Source organism: Streptomyces olivochromogenes, from assembly GCF_001514115.1.
Taxonomy (GTDB): domain Bacteria; phylum Actinomycetota; class Actinomycetes; order Streptomycetales; family Streptomycetaceae; genus Streptomyces; species Streptomyces olivochromogenes.
The window spans coordinates 17,492-35,022 of record NZ_KQ948472.1; the positions used below are offsets into that span (position 1 = coordinate 17,492).

A 17,531-nucleotide genomic window follows, 5' to 3' on the forward strand; every position below is an offset into this window, starting at 1 on the left:
GTATCGACATGGGTGCTCCCCTCCGGGGTCACGGTCGGGCGATAGGTCGTCCGGGAGCGCCGTTTCTGAGCACTCCCGAAAGGCTCGACCATGCACTTCACTTCCGAACAACGCCTCGACGACGGTGTCCTCGAGCGCGAATTCACCCTCGGCGAGATCCCCGGCATCCTGTGGACGCCCGGATCCGCATCCGCACCGGCGCCGCTGATCCTGCTCGGCCACCCCGGCGGACTGCACAAGATGTACTCCCGACTGGCGGCCCGGGCCCGGCAATCCGCGGCGGAGGGCTTCGCCGCGGCCACCATCGAGCTCCCCGGAAGCGGTGACCGGCCCCGTTCCGCCGCCGCCGAGCAGGCCCGCGCCGACCTGCACCGGGCGCTGGAGGCCGGCGAGCCGGTCGACGACGAGATCGTGGACCGGCTCGTCCTCCCCCTGGTCGAAAAGGCAGTCCCGGAATGGCAGACCACCCTGGACTCCCTCCTTTCGCTGCCCGAGATCGGCGGCCCGGTCGGGTACTCAGGGGGAGTCATCTCCATCGGGACCCGGCTGGCGGTGGTCGAGCCGCGCATCTCGGCCGCCGTTCTGTTCGCCGGGAGTTTCGTCCCTCGCACCATGTTCGAGGAGGCCCGCCAGGTCACCATTCCGCTGCACGTCCTGCTGCAGTGGGACGACAGAGGGAACGACCGGCAGGCGGCCCTGGACCTGTTCGACGCCTTCGGCTCCAAGGAGAAGACGCTGCACGCCAACATGGGCGGCCACACCGGCGTCCCGCAGTTCGCGGGAGACGCCGCGGCCCAGTTCTTCACCCGGCATCTGAGCTAGCCGCGGGTTGGCTCCGCCGCCGGGCCAGTGGACGGTAGGCGATGTCGGCCAGGATGCCGCTCATCGAGGACAGGTCCCGGCCCTCCTCGATGGGCGGTAGCCGGCAGATGCACGACCGCCCCGATCGCGGCGGTACCGGCCATCGGTGGTACCGGCCGGTCGGGGCGGCGCGCGGGCGTGGACGCCTAGGTTCGGTGTCGAACGCCTCGATTGGCTGACAGGGCGACCGGCTTCACTGTTGAAGGGTCTCGCGGTCGGTGCCGGAGACCGCTCTCGTGACCTGGGCTGTCGCGCACCTTACGAGTCAGCAGCGCGCAGGTCTCCCACCCGTGCGGTTGCCAGGTGGTCTGGGGACGAGCGCGGTGGCTTCCCCGGCCGGTCGGGCGGCGGATCAGCGCAGTCCGGCGAAGAGATCGTTCTCGGGTATGGCCGCGCCGGTGGCGTCCTGGACACGTACGAAGGTCTCCATGCCCATCAACTCGCCGAACCTCTCCTTGCCCATCTTGAGGAAGAAGATGTTCTCGCCCTGACTGGCGTGCGCGGCCAGCGCGTCGAACTTCTGACCGCTGAACGCGGTGGTGTCCACCCACGTGGTGATCTCATCGTCGGGGAGGCCGATCTCGGCCATCGCGGCGGCCTCGGCAGGATCCGGCTCCGGCATGTCCTCATGAAACTCGCGCATGATCTCGCCGAACCGCTGCATCATCGAGCGGGGCATCGTGGTCCAGTACACCTTCGGTGTCAGCGCGGTCATCTCCAGCGCCGCCATCGTGATGCGGTGGGCCTGGATGTGGTCGGGGTGGCCGTAGAAGCCGTTCTCGTCGTAGGTGACGACCACATCGGGTCGGTAGTGCCGCATGAGTCCCGCGAGTCGGGCCGCGCCTTCCTGCACGGGGGTCTGCCAGAAGGATCCGGGGGCGTCGTTGCTCGGCCAGCCCGTCATCCCGGAGTCGGCATAGTCCAGCATCTCCAGATCGCTGACCTTCAGGACGTCACAGCTCGCCTCAAGTTCCTGACGGCGCATCAAGGCGACCGCCGCCGGATCGTGCCCGGGATCGCCCGGCTTGACACCCCCCGGTCCGTCACCGCAACCGCCGTCGGTACACGTCACGAGAACCGTGCGGATGCCTTCCGCCGCGTACCGCGCGAGGACCCCTCCGGTTCCGGTGGCCTCGTCGTCGGGGTGGGCGTGTACTGCCATAAGCGTCAAGGGCCGGTCGGTCATGAAACAGTCCTCCTGCAGAAAAGCGTCTTGGTCCGAGTGCGCGGCGGGCGTACCGCGACCCTGGGGCCCGGATCCTGGTGGGGCGGACGACCTGATGGTCTCCGTGTTCCCCGCCCGTGCGGCGCCGGTCCCTCGGTCGATGCAACCGTGCCGGCCGGACCGGCTGTTCCCGCCGCGGCCACTTGGCCTTCCAGGCGTCGGCGTTTCCACGCGAACGAGGTACAGGCGCGACCCGCATGTCTCAGACCAGAGCGACCAAGGTGAAAATGATCTCTAAGGCGCGATCGCGACGCAGAGCACGGCCGGGCCGAGGGCCAGGCGTCCAAGGCATGTGCTTCCCCTTCGTCGGTCTCACGCCACCGCCGCGCGGGCCGCGCCCACCAGTGCGGCGTCCCCCGCGGGGCCGGCAGGCTTCATCGCGCGGGTTCGCCGTGCGTCGGCACGCGGGTCGTCCGGCGTCCAGCCCCCGGTCACGAGACCGGTGGACAGAGCGGGGGCGACGAGGTCCCAGGAGCGGGCCATGGAGCCTCCGACGACCAGGGCGGTCGCGCCGAAGGCCAGCAGGCGCGGGCCCAGCACGGCGCCCAGTCGGGTGAAGGCGTCGTCCAGCGCCCGCCGGGCCCGCTCCTCTCCTGCCCTGGCTCGTTCGGCGATGTCGTGTACATCGGCGGCGGGGTCGCCGTAGCGGGCGAGGATCGCCCGGCGGGAGACGGTGTCCTCCAGCGGCCGGTCGTCGATCTCGGTGAGGTCCATCCGCCCCTCGGGCGGTACGCCGGGACCGTGGTCGCAGATGCGGCCGTCGGCGAGAAACGCCGAGCCGACACCGGTGCCGAGCGTGATGCCCACGGCGCGGCGGTGCCCGCGGACGGTGCCCGCGGACCACTCGCCGGTCAGGAAGGCGTGGGCGTCGTTGAGGAACACGACGTCGCCGGGACACTGCCGCAGTCCGTCGAGGAGTGCTGCTCGCACGTCCATCCCGTACAGGGCCTCGAACTTGCCCACGCCCTTGAAGAGGGCGATCCCCCTCGCGTAGTCGAACGGCCCTGGCACCGCCACGCCCCACCGCGCACCAGGAGGTACCGACAGCCCGTCGGCGCAGTGTCGGACGATGCCGAGGATGTCTTCGGCGTCGCCGTCCGCGTCGAGCGGTTCGCGCGTGCGGCTGGTGACACGTCCGTCGCGCGGGTCGACGAGCGCCGCGGTGACATGGGTGCCGCCGATCTCCAGGACCGGAATCAACGGACCAGCGCCTTCACGACACGCACCGGGTCGGCACCGGCCGCTCGCAGGGTGTACCGGCCGACCGCGGCCGGCACGGTCAGCGTCTCCGCGTAGGCGAGTTCGTGCCGGTCCCCGGCCGCCGTGTGCACGGTGACGCCTTCCCCTTCCACCACGTTCAGGATGTGGAACCGTCCCTGCGTGTCGTCGGCGGCCTCGGCCTCGGCGTCGAGCACGAACCTCCGGACCTCGTAGAACATCTCGGCCAGCCCGCCGATGACCTCCTCCCGCCAGCCGGTGCCCTCGCGCAGGGTGCGCGGCTTCTGCACCAGGTCACGGGCGACGGCCTCCCCGCGTCGTCCGGTCTCCAGGTTGGCGAAACCGTGCTCGTAGGGCAGGGGGCGCGGGTTGCCGTCGGCGCCGGGCCGCAGCCAGTCGTAGAACCTCAGGCTGTAGAGATAGGGGGTGGCGCTGATCTCCAGTACGAGGTTGCCCGCGCCGCTGGCGTGCGGGGTGCCCGCCGGGATCATGAACAGCTGGCCCTGCTCGGCGGGGAAGGCCAGGACGTGGTCCTCGGGGTCCATGGGGACTCCGTCGGTGACGGCCCTCTCCACCTCCTTGCGGAAGACGTCGACGTCGGTGTCCTCACGCAGGCCGAGGAACACCTTGGTGTCGGAGCTGCCGCGGGTGAGGTAGTACGTCTCGTGCTGGGTGTACGCCCAGCCGAAACGCTCGCGCATATATGACTCCTTCGGGTGGCAGTGCACGGAGAGGCTGCCGCCGCCGACGGTGTCCAGGTAGTCGAAGCGGATCGGGAAGGACGTGCCGAAGCGGGCGTGCGCCTCTGCCCCCAGTACGCTCAACGGTTCCAGCACGCACAGGAGTTGGAACGGCACCTCGGCCTGAGTCTCCGGTCCGGTGCCGATGAGGATGCCCGCCTCGGGCGCGATCAGTTCATAACCGAGCGCGGTGTTGCGGGCGTCGGGGTTGAAGCCCAGCTCGCGCTGTGCCCAATGGCCGCCCCAGGGGGTGGAGTTGAAGTACGGACGGGTGCGGACGGGCTTGCGGGCCAGCGCGGCGTACGTGGCGCGCAGGCCTGCTCCGTCGATCCACGCCGGGTGGTCGGGGTGCTGCATGTCGAGCCAGGCGTCGAGGCGGTGTGCGAGCGAGTCGCGGTGCTGGTCGAGCATCGGCCAGTCGATGTAGAACAGCCGTCTGAAGTCGGGCTTCTCGTCCGGCAGACCGAGGTTGGCGCCCACTTCACCCGCGCCGACGGAGGCCTCCGCGTATCGCTTGGGCACATCGGCGTACCAGAGCAGGTCGTGATCCACGAGGGCGGCGCCGGGCCCGTGGACGAGGAGCAGCCCTTCCTGCGGCGGTGCGGATATCGGGAGGCTCTCGAAGAGGTCGTCGAGGGGATTTTCGGCGAGCTTGCGGAAGTAGGGGTCGTCGGCGTCCGCCGGGCGTTCGGTACGGCTCCTGACGTGCGCCGGCCGTGCGTAGTGGCTCCGGATGTCGAGCAGGGTGACGGGGGCGCCGCGCCCGGTCAGCTCGTGTGCGAGGCGATCAGCGAGGAGGGACCAGTCGACGGACGGGGGCCCGTCGATGGCCACCACCGCGGGGCCATCGGGGAGTTGGGAGGCCACTGCCTGCCATCCCGTGTGGAGGACGGCCTGCGGGGCGGGGGCGTAGCGCGGATCGAGCCGGTACACACGGTCTCCTTTACAGACGGGGGCAGCGCTCATTCCTTGCTCGCTCCGGCGAGCATCCCGGACACCAGAGTGCGCTGCGAGAAGAGGAAGAGCACCAGCACAGGCAGGATGGCGATGATGATGGCCAGGGCGAGTTCGGGGATGGTGACGTTCAGTCCGGCGCCGGCGACGGGGTTGAAGGACGGCGTCGAGGTCAGCAGTTGGTTCAGGCCCACCTGGACGGGGAACTGCTCGCTGTTCGGCAGGACGAGATACGGCAGGAAGAAATTGTTCCAGTTACCCACGAAGCTGAAGAACGCGACCAGTCCGACCACCGGCTTGGCGAGCGGGAGCGCGATGCGTGAGAAGAGCTGCCACTCCGTGCAGCCGTCGATCCGCGCGGCGGACAGCAGGTCCCTGGGAAGGCTGCTCCCGAAGTAGATGTAAACCAAGTACACGCCGAACGGATAGAACGAGAAGGGGAGTATCACCGACCAGATGGTGCCGATCAGGTGGAAGCGGTTGAGTTCCAGGAAGATCGGCAGCACCAGGGTGGCCTGCGGCATGATCATGGTGACCAGGGTGATCACGAGGAGCGTCTTGCGTCCCCGGAAATTCGTCAGCGCCAGCGCGTAGCCGGCCGGAACGCTGACGGCCAGCGTCAGGATGAGCGAACCGCCCGAGTAGACGGCCGAGTTACGCAGCCACTTCACCATGGCGCCGTCCTGGAAGGCGAACAGGTGCCGCCAGGCGGTGCCTATTTGATGGAACGAGCCGAAGGAGAGCGGGTTGTCCCGCACCACTTCGCCGGCGGTCTTCGAAGGCGCCAACAGCAGCCAGATCACCGGCAGTACGAAGAACACCAGGAGCAGAGCCAGGAGGAGTCCTACGACCACGAAGGGGAGGGTCCTGGAAAGGCGGATGCGCCGCTTCACGGCCGTCAGGGAGAGAGCGGTCTGTGTCATTTCTCGTCCAACTTGAACAGGTTCGAGCGAGCGACCAGCAGCCCGGCGGCGAGGAGACCTACGGCGAGGAGGACGACGGAGATGGCTGCGGCGCCGTTGAAGTCGCCCTGCTGGAAGGCGTAGACGTAGGCCAGTTGGTTGGGCGACCAAGTAGGGCTCACCCTGCCGAGGCTGGCGGTCTGGAGAAGCTGGGGCTCGACGAACAACTGGGTGCCCGTCGCGAAAGCCATGATCGTCATATAGACGATCCACTGCCGGATCATCGGGATCTGGATGTGCCAGGCGGTGCGCCATGGGCCCGCGCCGTCCATGCGGGCCGCTTCCAGCACCTCGTCGGGTATGTTGTTCAACGCCCCGTACATCACGACCATCCAGCCTCCGGCGCCCGTCCAGAAGGCGATCAGCATGAGGATCAGCGGCAGGTTGCCGGGCGCCAGGGCGGCGGCGAACGTCTTCAGCCCCATGGCGGTGAGCAGCCAGGACACCGGGCTGACGTCGGGGTCCAGCATGAACAGCCAGACCAGGACGCTCGCCACTCCGGCGAGGGCGCCCGGGATGTAGTACAGGAAGCGGAAGAGCGCCGATGTGCCCGGACGCACGCGGCCGCGCAGAACCACTGCGGTCAGCACGACCAGGACGACGAGGGTCACCAGCCACATGACCAGATAGACCAGCATGTGGGTGAAGGCAGGGGCGAAGCGGTAGTCCTGGATGACCTTCACGAACTGGTTGAGCCCGGTGAACTGGCCCCGGTCATTGGTGAGCGCGAGGTAGAACGCGTACCCGGTGGGGAAGACGCCGAACGCGAGCAGCAGCAGCGCGTAGCCGGCGACGAAGAAGTAGCCTGCGCGGCCGCGGGCCTTGCGCCGCGGCGTGGTGCCGCGGCGCAAGGGGGAGACGGCGACGCGCTCGGTCTCCAGCAAGGTCACTGATCGACCACCTTGTAGCCCTGGGTCTTGGCCTCGCCCGCGATCTCCTGCTGCCAGGCCGGCAGCGTCTCGGTCAGGCTCTTTCCGGAGGTCAGAGCCGGGAGGACGACGCTGGACCAGGCGGTGGAGTCCGAGAACCTGGTGTTCGACCAGCCGGTCCACACCTCGTTCGCGGCCTGCTGGAACGGCTCGCTCACATCATTGGCGAAGTAGTTCCTGTTGGCCGGGTTGGCCAGCCAGGCCTTCGCGGCCTGGGTGTAGGCCGGATAGGTGGGCGCGGTGGCCTGGTTCTCGTCGGAGGTGGTCAGCCAGGTGACCAGGTCCGAGGACGCCTTGAGGTTGGCGCTGTGCGAGGACACCATCCACACGCCGCCGCCGACGTTGCCCGTGGCGGTCGTGCTCTCTCCCTGCCAGGTCAGAGGGGGCGCCGCGGCGATCTGCTTGGCCGGAGTCTTGAAGCCGGCCTTGAAGAGGTACTGGCCGTACCAGGAAGGGCCGTAGGCCATCAGGACCTTGCCGCCGCTGTTCTTGGCGAATCCCTGGCTGAAGAAGCCCTGCGTGGCGATGGCCTTGGCGCTGATGAGGTTGTCCAGCAGCTTCGCCATCCGGGTGCACTTCGGGTCCTGCAGGTCGGTGCGCAGGGTGCCGGGCTTCACCAGACTGAACGCGGGGCACTGGCCCGACCAGAAGTACGACTCGTGGGAGTTGGTGTCGCCGACCGAGCCGACCAGATAGCCCGGATGGTCCTTGGCGGCCTGCTTGCCGAGGGCCTCGTACTCCTGCCACGTGGTGGGAACCTTGTATCCCCACTTGTCCATGAGGGACTTGTTGTACCAGAGGAGGACCTGCGCGATGTCATTGCGCATGCAGTAGGTGTGGCCGTTGAACTGACAGGGCGTCAGCGAACCCTTGGCGAATCCGTCCAGGGTGCTCTGCGGTACGAGCTTCTCGTCCAGGGGCGCGGCGAACGGCCGCGCGCCGGGCTTGGTGGCCTCCGACGCCCAGGTCACGTCGGTCGGCGTGCCGAACACCACGTCGGGCCACCCGCTGCCGGTCCTGTCGAACAGCTGCACCTTCGACTGCAGATACGTCGATCCGTCGGCTCCGCCGTCGTACGTGACGATCTTCATCTTCACGTCGGGGTGCGACTTCTGGTACGCCTGCACCGACGGCAGTCTGGTCGAGTCGGCCCACACCGTTATCTGCGAGCCCTCCTTCTGCGCGACCGGCTTGAACGCCGACTGCCCGGAGGAGGAATCGGTTGTGGTGTCGGCGCTGGCGCAGCCTGCCAGGGCGGCCGCGGTGGCCAGGGACAGCGTGACGGCCGCCGTGCGGAGCAGGGAGTGACGCCGGCCGGTTCTCGGAGCTATGGAAGACCCCATTGTCTTGCCTTTCTGTTCTTGCGCCGCTCAGCGCGGTTGCTCGACGAACGGCAGGAGTTCGCTGCCGTAGCCGAAATCGAGGGGAAGGGCTATGCCGGGCCCCGCGGGGGCGTGCACCAGGCCCTGGTCGTCCACGTGGCGCTCTCGGACGACGTTCACCGAGGTCACCAGGGACTCGTAGTAGGTGGTGTTGGAGATGGCCATGCACAGGTGGTGGTTGGGAATGTCCGAACCGTGCACCTCGGCCCGCAGACGGTAGGCGTCGGCGAGATGCGCGGTGCGCATGGCGCCGGTGATGCCGCCCCGGAGGGTGGTGCCGGCCCGGACACCGAAGGTGGCGGCACCGGCCCGGATGAAGTCCGCCGCGTTCATGTGCGCTCCGTCGGAGGTCTCCGCCACCAGAAGCGGTACGTCCACGGTCTCGGCCAGCCGCTGATAGGCCGAGATGCTGAATTCGCGGATCGGCTCCTCGTACCAGAGATAGTCGGCCTCGGAGAGCGCCCGCCCCAGCCGGATCGCGTCGGGCAGGTCGAAGCCCGCTGATCCGTCGTACATGAGAGGGACGCTCGGACCGACGTGCTCGCGCAGGGCCAGGCACAGTTCCGCGTCACGGCGGGCGTCGCCCCAGGCGTGCAGTTTGATACCGCGATACCCCAGGGCCAGGCACTGATCCGCCACGTCGAGGAACTCCGCGATGCTGGAGAACGTCGAGGTGGAGGCGTAGGCGGGGATGGCGTCCCGGAAGCCGCCGAGCAGGCGCCAGACCGGCTCGCCGTGGTAGCGGCCGGCCAGGTCCCACAGGGCGATGTCGATGAGGCCCAGGGTGGGAAGCGGGAGTTCGTGGATACGGTCCAGCTCCCACACCCGGTGCCACAGCCATTCCCGCTGGAACGGGTCGGCTCCGACCAGTTCCGCACGGAAGACCCGGTCCACCAGGTCCCGCAGGGTGGAGTAGGCGCCCGGGCGAGCGAACAGCGCCACTCCCTCGGCTCCCTCGTCCGTCCCGATGTGCAGGACCGCGCCGTCGCCCACCGGAGCGCTTCCGCTCAGCCCGTCGCGCCAGCGGAAGGGCGGACTGGCTGCCGGAACATCGATCCGGTGTACTTCGACATGGGTGATCTTCATCCTGGCTTTCGTCTTCTGTAGGAAGGGGTTTTGGCTCGGAAGCGGGGTGCTCAGAAGCCGCCGTACGCCTGGAGCCCGTAGACGCTGCCGCCGTTGCCGCTGGAATCGGTGACGGTCAGGCGCAGGTAGCGTGCGGTGACGGGTGCGTCGGCGAAGGAGTGGACGGCCGACGACGCGGTGGCGGCGGAGGTGTGGTCCTCGAACAGGGACCAGGTCGTGCCGTCGGTGGAGTACTCCAGGCGGTACTTGTAGCCGCCGGCCTTCTCGAAGGTGGTCACCACGCTGGAGACAGCGGTGTCCTTGCCCAGGTCGACCCGGATCCAGGACGGATCGGGCAGGCCCGCGCCCTGCGCCCAGCGGGTGGAGAGATCCCCGTCCACCGCCTTCTCGGGCGCGTAGTCCGCGGAGTACGACGACGAGGCGGTGACCTGCTTGTTCAGGGCCAGGTCGTGGTCGGCCGGCGTGGTGACGACAGCCGCCTTGCTGGGGTCGGAGGCGTTCAGCGCCTCGTCGCGTGCCACGACGGTGAAGGAGTACTCGGTGTCGGCGGTCAGGCCGGAGACCCGCAGGGTCATGGCGTCGGTGACACCGATCCGCTTGCCGTCCTGGTAGACGACGTAGCTGGTCACGCCGGTGTCATCGGTGGCCGCGGGCCAGCTGACATCCACCAGGCCGGGCAGCAGCGGCTTGACCGTGGGCTGCCCGGGGGCGGTCGGGGCCGTGTGGTCCGTGACGGTCCTGGGGGTGCCGTAGACCTGGAAGTCGTAGATGCTGCCGCCGTTCCAGCTGGATCCGGTGACGGTCAGTCGTACGAAACGGCCCGCGACCGGATCGTTCGTGTGGGCGTAGTCGGTCGCCGCCGTGGTGTTCGCGGCGGTGCGGTCCGCGAGTGTCTTCCAGTGGACCTCGTCGGGTGACACCTCGATGCGGTACTTGTACCCGCTGGCCTTCTCGAAGGTCGTGATCGCGCCGTTCACGTCGTACGACGCACCGAGATCGACCTGGATCCAGGACGGGTCGGGCAGGCCCAGGCCCTGGGCCCAGCGTGTGGACAGGTCTCCGTCCACCGCCTTTTGCGGGGTGTTGTCCTCCGAGTACGACGAGGCGGTGATGGGTCTCTTGAGGGCCAGGTCAGTGCCCGTGGGCATGGTGACGTGCAGGGTCGGGCCGGGGCCGGACTCGTTGCCGGCGGCGTCGCGGGCGGTGATCCGGAAGGCGTACGTCTGCCCGGCGGTCAGGCCCGACAGGCGCACCGAGGTGTTGCCGCTGGCGCTGATCAGCTTGCCGTCGCGGTAGACGGAGTAGCCCGTGACCGCGGTGTCGTCGGTGGATGCCGCCCAGGTGAGGTCTGCCACCGTCGGGAAATCGGTGACCGCGACCGGAGTGCCGGGACTGCCGGGCGCCTGGTGGTCCAAGACATCGGGGCCCGGGTCGAGATGGCGGTAACTCGGCTGCAGGCCCGCGTTGTTGACGATGGAAGCGGGCAGTTGGGCGCAGGAGTCCACGGTGGTGTTGCCGGTGATGGTGCTGCTCGTGCTGTTGGCCTGGGCGGAGTAGGCGGGCTGGGTGGTGTAGTTGCCTGTTGCCTTGATGTCCATGCCGTGGTTGAGGAACAGCCACTGGTAGGCGACATCGCACAGGGCGTTGCCGGTGTTCGTCCAGTACCGGCTGCCCTCGTCGTGGTAGATCGCGCCGTAGGCGGGCGACGGTATGCCGTGGATGTAGTTGCCGGACACCACGCCGCCGGGGTCGGTGCTGAGTGTGTAGATGGCACCGCCGTCGGCCTGCGACTTCATGATGTCGTAGATCTCGTTGTCCGTGACCTGGGTGTCGCGGCTGGTCGTGGGGGTGTCCCAGACCGGTACGCCCAGATTCCCCGGGTAGTTGCTGTTGCCGCCCTGGTCGGTGAGGCCCCAGCCCCAGCCGACGGAGATGCCGGTGTAGGGCAGGTCGTAGACCTTGTTGTGGGTGATCGTGGTGTGGTCGGTGTAGCCGGCCAGGATGCCGATGGAGCCGTTGTACTGGTCGGCGACCTTGGTGACCACGTTGTTGTCGACCCTGGTGTCCTTGGTGATGTCCCGGGAGTCGTCGGGGTGGGCGTCGATCACCGCGACCCCGCCGATCTGGATGCCGGTGGCGGCGATCTGGCGGAAGACGTTGCCCGTGATGCCGGTGCCCTGGGTACCGGTGTTCAGGTTGAGCCCGACCGCGCCGAGATGGGTGAAGGTGTTGCCCTCGAAGTCGATGCCGTGGCCGTAGCTGACATTGACGGCGCCGGGCGTCTTCTGCCACTTCAGGCGGGTCGCGTCGAAGTCGGGGTCGTTGCCGACCATCCGGAAGCCGGCCTGGCCCTCGATGAGGCCCTCGGAGGAACTGGGCGCGAGCCAGGTGGAGTAGGAGAAGGTGATGCCTCGGAAGGACACGTTACTGACTGGGGCGGTCCTGGTGCCGTTGATGTCCACCAGGTCCTGCACGAGCGGCACGGTGACAGTGGCGGTGGACAGGTTCTGGTCGGCCTTGGGCATGTAGTAGATCTCGCCCTCGCCCTTGTCCAGGTACCACTCACCGGGCGTGTCCAGCAGTTCGCGGGCGTTCTCCAGCCAGGTCGGGTTCTGGATCTCCTGGCCCTGCTGGAGATGGGCGTTGTGCCAGCAGGGCTGCCGCATGGTCATCTTGTTGTCGGCGATCGACTGCACGGGGCAGCGCATCAGCTTCCAGCCCCAGGAGCTGACGACCTCCAGGTCCGAGGGACGCTTGTAGGCGTTGAGGCTGGAATCCGTGAAGGCGTAGCCGGTGGACGTCTTGCTGAAGCCGGAGGGGTTCTTGCCGCTGCGCGCCCGGGTCTCCAACTCGCCGTCCACATAGAGCTGGCGGGTGTCGATGTCACCCACCTTGGCCTTGTAGACCCCTCCTGCTCCATCGGCCGGAACCCAGCCGGTGATCCGCTCGCCTCCGCTGATCACCGGATGTGCGCCGGGGGCGGCCTCGTAGAAGATCCTGTGTCCGTCGCGGCCGGAGTCCTGGGCGGTCAGGGCGAAGGTACGGCTGAGCCGGTAGGTACCGGACATGAGCCGGACATGGATGTCACCCTTGGCCTTCTGCTTGACGTCGCGTACGTAGTCCCGCGCATGGTCGAGGGTCTTGAAGGGGTGTGCGGCGCTGCCCGATCCCGCGTCCCGGCCGGTCGGAGAGACATAGACATCAAGGTCCGGCGGCGGGGGAGCCGCCTGGGCCGGCACGGCGTTCAGCAGGGCTGCCATCGCGGCCACCGAGAAGGCGGCCGTGAAACTTCTTCGCAGCGGCGCGAAGACGCCCCTGCGCGCAGACGGATGAGACACACGTATCCAATCGCCTGAGGGAGGTTGATACCTGGGAGTCCCGGTCGTCCACCGGGACTTCAGGGCGTTGGGCGGCTCGATCGCTGTGCCGCGGCACAGGCGGGGTCGGCCGGTTCACGAGACTGCTGCTTCCGCGCACGGCGGTGGAGCCCCGGTGCTGCCGCTCCGCTAAGACCCCGGAGGTCCCTCAGGGGCCGCGTGAGCGCCGGGGCTGAACAGCCGGTCGCGAATCTTCTTCTCGAACTGGCTCTGTGTGGTGGCGATGTGTTCCACCATCAGCCGCTCGGCGAGATCGGCCGCCCCCGCGGCGACCGCCTCCGCTATGGCCACATGCTGACCTGCGGCGACTTCCAGCGATCCGGGCACGTCACCGTGGAAGAGCAGCACGTCGGACTGGGATGCCAAGCGCCTCACACCGGCGACACTCGACCTCAGGAACACGTTGTGCGAGGCGGCGCCCACCGCGTCGTGGAAGGCCGCATCAGCCTTGGCGAAGGTGTCCACGTCGTTCATCGTGGCCGCTGTCAGGGAGCTCTCCGCGCTCTCCCGAATGGCCCGGACCTCGATCGGGGTGGCGTGGGAGGCGGCACGGCGTGCTGTCTCCGACTCGATCACCTTGCGGTAGTCCAGGAGCATGCGGACGTCTTCCATGCTGGTCGGCCGGAAGTGCGAGAGCTCGTCGTCCAGTAGCCCGCCGACCGAGGCGGCGACGAAGATGCCGGCGCCTCGCCGCACATTGAGCCGGCCGATGGCGGCCAGGACCTTCACGGCCTCCCGGGTGACGTTGCGGGATGCTCCCAGGATCTGGGCCAGGCCCTGTTCGGTGGGGAGGCGGTCGCCGGGCCGCAGGTTCTCCTGGGCGATGTAGTTCAGCAGTTGTTCCGCAACCAGTTCATACCCCGGACGGTAGGGATGTGACGTCGCGTCATCTGCCTTGCCAGGAACCTGTGTCGAGTCGCCCAAGGCGAACCCCCCTCTTGCGCCACGGATTAATCTGATTCATTGACGGTGGCCAATATGGCACTGCCGCTGCGCGTTGGGAAGAGATCAGTCAGACCTCAGGCAGAAGTCCTGCGAAGCTCGCATCAAAACGGAAGAAACTACGCACGCCTGTGGGGGTGTTGCGCAGAATGGATCCCATCCTTAAGGTCCTGCCTGCCAGATGAAGCAGATCCTTCCTCATGCGGTACGCGATACGGGGTGGCCCCTGCACGCGACGCCCGGTGGGACAAGGGCACCTCTGACCGGATGTTCGGGGTGCACGACTGATCCGGTACCTGGCTGACCGATGAACGCTACCTGTACGAAGGAGACATCGTGGAAGTGGGAATCGGCGGCGGCCACCAGCGCCAGACATCCGGGCAGGCCTGACATGGGTACGTTCGAAGGACTCAGCGCCCTGGTCACCGGCGGTGCCTCGGGCATCGGCCTGGCCAGCGCCCGGCTGCTCGCCGCGCAGGGAGCGCGCGTCGCCGTGCTCGACCGGGCCGAAGCGGCGCCTGAGGGCTTCGCCGTCCACGTCCGGGCCGACATCGGCGACGATCCCTCGGTCGTGACAGCCGTGGAGCAGGCCGTCTCGGCACTCGGCGGGCTTGACGTCCTGGTCAACAGTGCCGGGATCGGTGCGCAGGGCGGTATCGAGGACAACCCCGACGACGAGTGGCACCGGGTTCTGGACATCAACGTCCTCGGGCTTGTGCGGGTCACCCGGGCCGCACTGCCGTCGCTGCGCGCATCGGCCCACGCGGCGATCGTCAACATCAGCTCGATCGCCGCGGCAGCCGGCCTGCCGCAGCGGGCGCTGTACTCGGCCAGCAAGGGCGCGGTGCTCTCCCTGACCCGGGCGATGGCCGCCGACCTGCTGCCCGAGGGAATCCGGGTCAACGCCGTCAGTCCCGGCACCGCCGACACACCGTGGGTCAACCGGCTCCTCGAGCGGGCGGACGACCCGGCGGCGGAGCACGCGGCGCTGGCCGCCCGGCAGCCGCACGGCCGTCTGGTCAGTGCTGACGAGGTCGCTGCGGCGGTCGCCTATCTGGCCTCGCCCGGCGCCGCGTCCACCACGGGCACCGCCCTGGCCGTGGACGGCGGTATGGACGGGCTGCGGCTGCGGAAGGAGGGCTGATGAAAGCACCGATGAAAGCACCGATGAAAGTACAGCGCTTCGCCACCGTGATTCGGCTGCGCCCGGAGAAGGAGGCGGAGTACCGCGCACTCCACTCCGCCGTCTGGCCGGACGTCCTGGCAGCCCTCAAGCGTGCCAACATCGGCAACTACTCCATCTTCCTGCGCGACGGCCTGCTGTTCAGCTACCTCGAGTACACGGGCACCGACTACGCCGCCGACACCGCGGCGATCGCCGCCGACGCGGTCTCGCGCGAGTGGTGGGCGCTGACGGACCCGTGCCAGCGGCCCCTGGACACCGCGGCCGAGGGACAGCGGTGGGCCCCCGCGGAGGAGATCTTCCACCTTGACTGAGAGCTCACGTACGCCGGAGCCGTCCGCGGGCCGCACCTCACGCGCCGGCCGCTGCGAGAAGGGCGCTCCCGCGCCGCGCTCCTCGCAGCGGGTGCGTGCGCCTTTCCCTCGTCAGTTTTTCTCGACGCTCAAGGACCGAACCGTGCGTATCGATGCTCATCACCACCTGTGGGATCTGTCAGTTCGCGATCAGCCGTGGACCAGCGACGTGCCTGCGCTGCGCCGGACCTTCACCGCCGCTGAACTGAGGCCGGCGCTCGAGCGGAACGCGATCGACGCCACCGTGGTCGTACAGACCCTCGCCGTGCCGGAGGAGACGCCGGAACTGCTGGCCCTGACGTGTACGGACCCGCATGTGCGGGCGGTCGTGGGCTGGACCGACCTGACCGAACCCGGCATCGCCGACCGCCTCGCGGAGCTGCGGGAGCAACCCGGAGGGTCCGCGCTCGTCGGTATCCGGCACGGCATCCAGGACGAGACCGACCCGGAGTGGCCGGCGCGCCCCGAGGTCCGCCGCGGCATCACGTCGGTCGCGGCAGCGGGCCTCGTCTACGACCTTCTCGTCCGCCCCGACCAACTGCCCTCCGCGGTGCGGGCCGTGCGCGAGTCGCCCGACGTCCGGTTCGTGCTGGATCACGCCGGCAATCCTGTCGTGAGTCCGGACGGCCTCGTCTCCTGGACCGCGCTGCTGACCGATCTGGCCGAGTGCCCGAATGTGACGGTGAAGCTGTCCGGCCTGGTCACCCGGACCGGCGGGGCCCCGGCTGCGGCTCTGCGCCCCTACGTGGACGTACTGTTCGCGACGATGGGACCGGACCGCCTCATGTACGGTTCGGACTGGCCGGTCTGCCTGCTCGCCGCCGAGTACGACGAGGTGGTGGCCGTCGCCGAATCACTCACCGAGGATCTCAGCGCCGCCGAACGGGAAGCGGTCTTCGGGACAACGGCCGCGCGCTGGTACGGAATCCCCTCGTGAAGGCCCGCCCGCTCGGTCGTACGAGCGTCCGTGTCAGCACGCTGGGATTCGGTGCCGCCCCCCTCGGCAACCTCTACAGCCCGATCGACGACCGCCAGGCACAGGCCACCCTCGAGGCCGCCTGGGACATGGGGGTGCGCTACTACGACACCGCCCCGCACTACGGCCTCGGACTGTCCGAACGGCGGCTCGGCGATGCCCTCGCTCACCGTCCACGGGCGGAGTTCACCATCTCCACCAAGGTCGGCCGACTGCTGGAACCCCACCCGGCACCCACCGGATCCGACCTGACGGCAGGAGGCTTCGCCGTACCCGACACGCTGGTCCGCCGCCCCGACTACTCACGCGATGGCGTACTGCGAAGTCTGGAAGGCAGCCTGAGTCGCCTGCGACTGGACCATGTGGACATCGTCTACGTCCATGATCCCGACGATCACCTGGACGCCGCCCTCGACCATGCCCTGCCCGCGTTGACGGCTCTGCGCGACCAAGGTGTCATCGGTGCCGTCGGTGTCGGCATGAACACGGTCGCCCCGCTGCTGCGCATCGTCGCAGGGGCGGAGGTCGACGCCGTGATGGTGGCCGGGCGGTGGACCCTTCTCGACCGCACCGCTCGCCCCTTGCTGGACGCGTGCGCCGAACGTGGGGTCTCGGTGGTGGCCGCCGCCCCGTTCAACTCCGGTCTGCTCAGCCGCCCTCACCCCGCGAGTGACGCCACCTTCGACTACGGCCCCGCCTCGGAATCGGCACTGCGTCGTGCTCGGCTCCTCGCCGGGGTGTCCGGTCGACACGGCACCGCACTCCCTCACGCCGCCCTGCGGTTTCCGCTGCGCGACCCCTGCGTGGCCTGCGTGGTCGCGGGTTTCCGTACCCCGGAGGAGGTCGTGTCCGCTGCCCGCTGGGCCGCCACCGATCTGACCGAGGAAGCATGGCTGGACCTCGACACGGCAGCCACACAGGCGGCGGAAGGCCCGCCCTCGTAAGAGCGGCTGACACACCATGACCCGCACACATGTGACGTCGCGCATGGAGACATCCCCTCTCTCCGCCGTCGGAGGTCGCCCGTTTTGGTGTTCCACCTCAGATGCTCCGTCGGCGTCTGCGATCGAGGCCGCACCTCCTCAGAGCAGCGCCTGGTGGCGCTGACCTGCGATGGGAGGCCAGTCCATCCGTGGCGTCGCCGTAGGCACGCTGAGTGTTCGGCTGTGGCTTCTAGCCGCCGAATTCAGTGGAGAGCGGGGCGCAGAGGACCTCGTGACGTTCCAGCGGGAGCTTCTGCATCCACGATTGCCGCGAAAGGGGCAGCCGGATGGCAACCGTGGCGGACGCGTGGCGTCTTGGGTGCGAGTCGGATGCTCCGGTGTGATCGAAGCGATGGCCGA

At 68.6% G+C, this 17,531-nt stretch carries 14 protein-coding genes; 5 read left to right on the forward strand and 9 right to left on the reverse strand.

The genetic code is table 11. The features are described 5' to 3' along the window. The first annotated feature begins 90 nt into the window (after positions 1-90). Positions 91-822, forward strand: coding sequence for a dienelactone hydrolase family protein (locus AQJ27_RS40485; protein WP_067380514.1), 732 nt, complete (start codon positions 91-93; stop codon positions 820-822). Between the two features lie 391 nt (positions 823-1,213). Here AQJ27_RS40485 and AQJ27_RS40490 read toward each other — a convergent pair whose 3' ends face one another. The 9 genes from AQJ27_RS40490 to AQJ27_RS40530 all read right to left on the reverse strand — a co-directional run bounded on the left by AQJ27_RS40490 (position 1,214) and on the right by AQJ27_RS40530 (position 13,658). Then, entirely contained in the window at positions 1,214-2,047 is an 834-nt protein-coding gene (locus AQJ27_RS40490) for a PIG-L family deacetylase (protein WP_067380516.1), read from the reverse strand. Between the two features lie 351 nt (positions 2,048-2,398). After that, positions 2,399-3,286: an ROK family protein gene (locus tag AQJ27_RS40495; protein ID WP_067380518.1), complete on the reverse strand. Its 888-nt coding sequence runs from the start codon at positions 3,284-3,286 to the stop codon at positions 2,399-2,401. Further along, positions 3,283-4,977: a class I mannose-6-phosphate isomerase gene (locus AQJ27_RS40500; RefSeq protein WP_067380521.1), complete on the reverse strand. Its 1,695-nt coding sequence runs from the start codon at positions 4,975-4,977 to the stop codon at positions 3,283-3,285. The genes AQJ27_RS40495 and AQJ27_RS40500 overlap by 4 nt, the downstream gene beginning before the upstream one ends. 29 nt (positions 4,978-5,006) lie before the next feature. Further along, complete coding sequence (locus tag AQJ27_RS40505; protein WP_067380524.1) at positions 5,007-5,921, reverse strand: carbohydrate ABC transporter permease; 915 nt, start codon at positions 5,919-5,921, stop codon at positions 5,007-5,009. Next, positions 5,918-6,850 carry a carbohydrate ABC transporter permease gene (locus tag AQJ27_RS40510; protein ID WP_067380526.1) on the reverse strand — a complete coding sequence of 311 codons (933 nt, stop codon included), beginning with the start codon at positions 6,848-6,850 and terminating at the stop codon, positions 5,918-5,920. The genes AQJ27_RS40505 and AQJ27_RS40510 overlap by 4 nt, the downstream gene beginning before the upstream one ends. After that, entirely contained in the window at positions 6,847-8,232 is a 1,386-nt protein-coding gene (locus AQJ27_RS40515) for an ABC transporter substrate-binding protein (RefSeq protein WP_067380528.1), read from the reverse strand. Before AQJ27_RS40515 ends, AQJ27_RS40510 begins: the two co-directional genes overlap by 4 nt. 27 nt (positions 8,233-8,259) lie before the next feature. Further along, positions 8,260-9,357: an enolase C-terminal domain-like protein gene (locus AQJ27_RS40520; RefSeq protein ID WP_067380530.1), complete on the reverse strand. Its 1,098-nt coding sequence runs from the start codon at positions 9,355-9,357 to the stop codon at positions 8,260-8,262. A gap of 50 nt (positions 9,358-9,407) precedes the next feature. After that, on the reverse strand, positions 9,408-12,617 hold the full coding sequence (locus AQJ27_RS40525) for a discoidin domain-containing protein (RefSeq protein WP_096240423.1): 3,210 nt from the start codon (positions 12,615-12,617) through the stop codon (positions 9,408-9,410). Between the two features lie 246 nt (positions 12,618-12,863). After that, positions 12,864-13,658: a FadR/GntR family transcriptional regulator gene (locus AQJ27_RS40530; protein ID WP_067380534.1), complete on the reverse strand. Its 795-nt coding sequence runs from the start codon at positions 13,656-13,658 to the stop codon at positions 12,864-12,866. A 409-nt stretch (positions 13,659-14,067) separates the two neighbouring features. Between AQJ27_RS40530 and AQJ27_RS40535 the strand changes: the two genes are divergently transcribed. The 4 genes from AQJ27_RS40535 to AQJ27_RS40550 all read left to right on the forward strand — a co-directional run bounded on the left by AQJ27_RS40535 (position 14,068) and on the right by AQJ27_RS40550 (position 17,132). Beyond that, positions 14,068-14,820 (forward strand): SDR family NAD(P)-dependent oxidoreductase, encoded by a 753-nt coding sequence (locus tag AQJ27_RS40535; RefSeq protein WP_067380536.1) that lies wholly within the window; start codon positions 14,068-14,070, stop codon positions 14,818-14,820. Further along, positions 14,820-15,173 (forward strand): L-rhamnose mutarotase, encoded by a 354-nt coding sequence (locus AQJ27_RS40540; RefSeq protein ID WP_235613880.1) that lies wholly within the window; start codon positions 14,820-14,822, stop codon positions 15,171-15,173. Before AQJ27_RS40535 ends, AQJ27_RS40540 begins: the two co-directional genes overlap by 1 nt. A 142-nt stretch (positions 15,174-15,315) precedes the next feature. After that, on the forward strand, positions 15,316-16,149 hold the full coding sequence (locus AQJ27_RS40545; RefSeq protein WP_067380539.1) for an amidohydrolase family protein: 834 nt from the start codon (positions 15,316-15,318) through the stop codon (positions 16,147-16,149). Further along, positions 16,146-17,132, forward strand: coding sequence for an aldo/keto reductase (locus tag AQJ27_RS40550; RefSeq protein WP_067380542.1), 987 nt, complete (start codon positions 16,146-16,148; stop codon positions 17,130-17,132). Before AQJ27_RS40545 ends, AQJ27_RS40550 begins: the two co-directional genes overlap by 4 nt. Positions 17,133-17,531: the final 399 nt, after the last annotated feature.

Coding starts and splice junctions, on each gene's coding strand:
- AQJ27_RS40485 (WP_067380514.1), top strand. CDS start 91: ATGCACTTCACTTCCGAACAACGCCTCGACGACGGTGTCCTCGAGCGC.
- AQJ27_RS40490 (WP_067380516.1), bottom strand. CDS start 2,047: ATGACCGACCGGCCCTTGACGCTTATGGCAGTACACGCCCACCCCGAC.
- AQJ27_RS40505 (WP_067380524.1), bottom strand. CDS start 5,921: ATGACACAGACCGCTCTCTCCCTGACGGCCGTGAAGCGGCGCATCCGC.
- AQJ27_RS40515 (WP_067380528.1), bottom strand. CDS start 8,232: ATGGGGTCTTCCATAGCTCCGAGAACCGGCCGGCGTCACTCCCTGCTC.
- AQJ27_RS40520 (WP_067380530.1), bottom strand. CDS start 9,357: ATGAAGATCACCCATGTCGAAGTACACCGGATCGATGTTCCGGCAGCC.
- AQJ27_RS40525 (WP_096240423.1), bottom strand. CDS start 12,617: ATGGCAGCCCTGCTGAACGCCGTGCCGGCCCAGGCGGCTCCCCCGCCG.
- AQJ27_RS40535 (WP_067380536.1), top strand. CDS start 14,068: ATGGGTACGTTCGAAGGACTCAGCGCCCTGGTCACCGGCGGTGCCTCG.
- AQJ27_RS40540 (WP_235613880.1), top strand. CDS start 14,820: ATGAAAGCACCGATGAAAGCACCGATGAAAGTACAGCGCTTCGCCACC.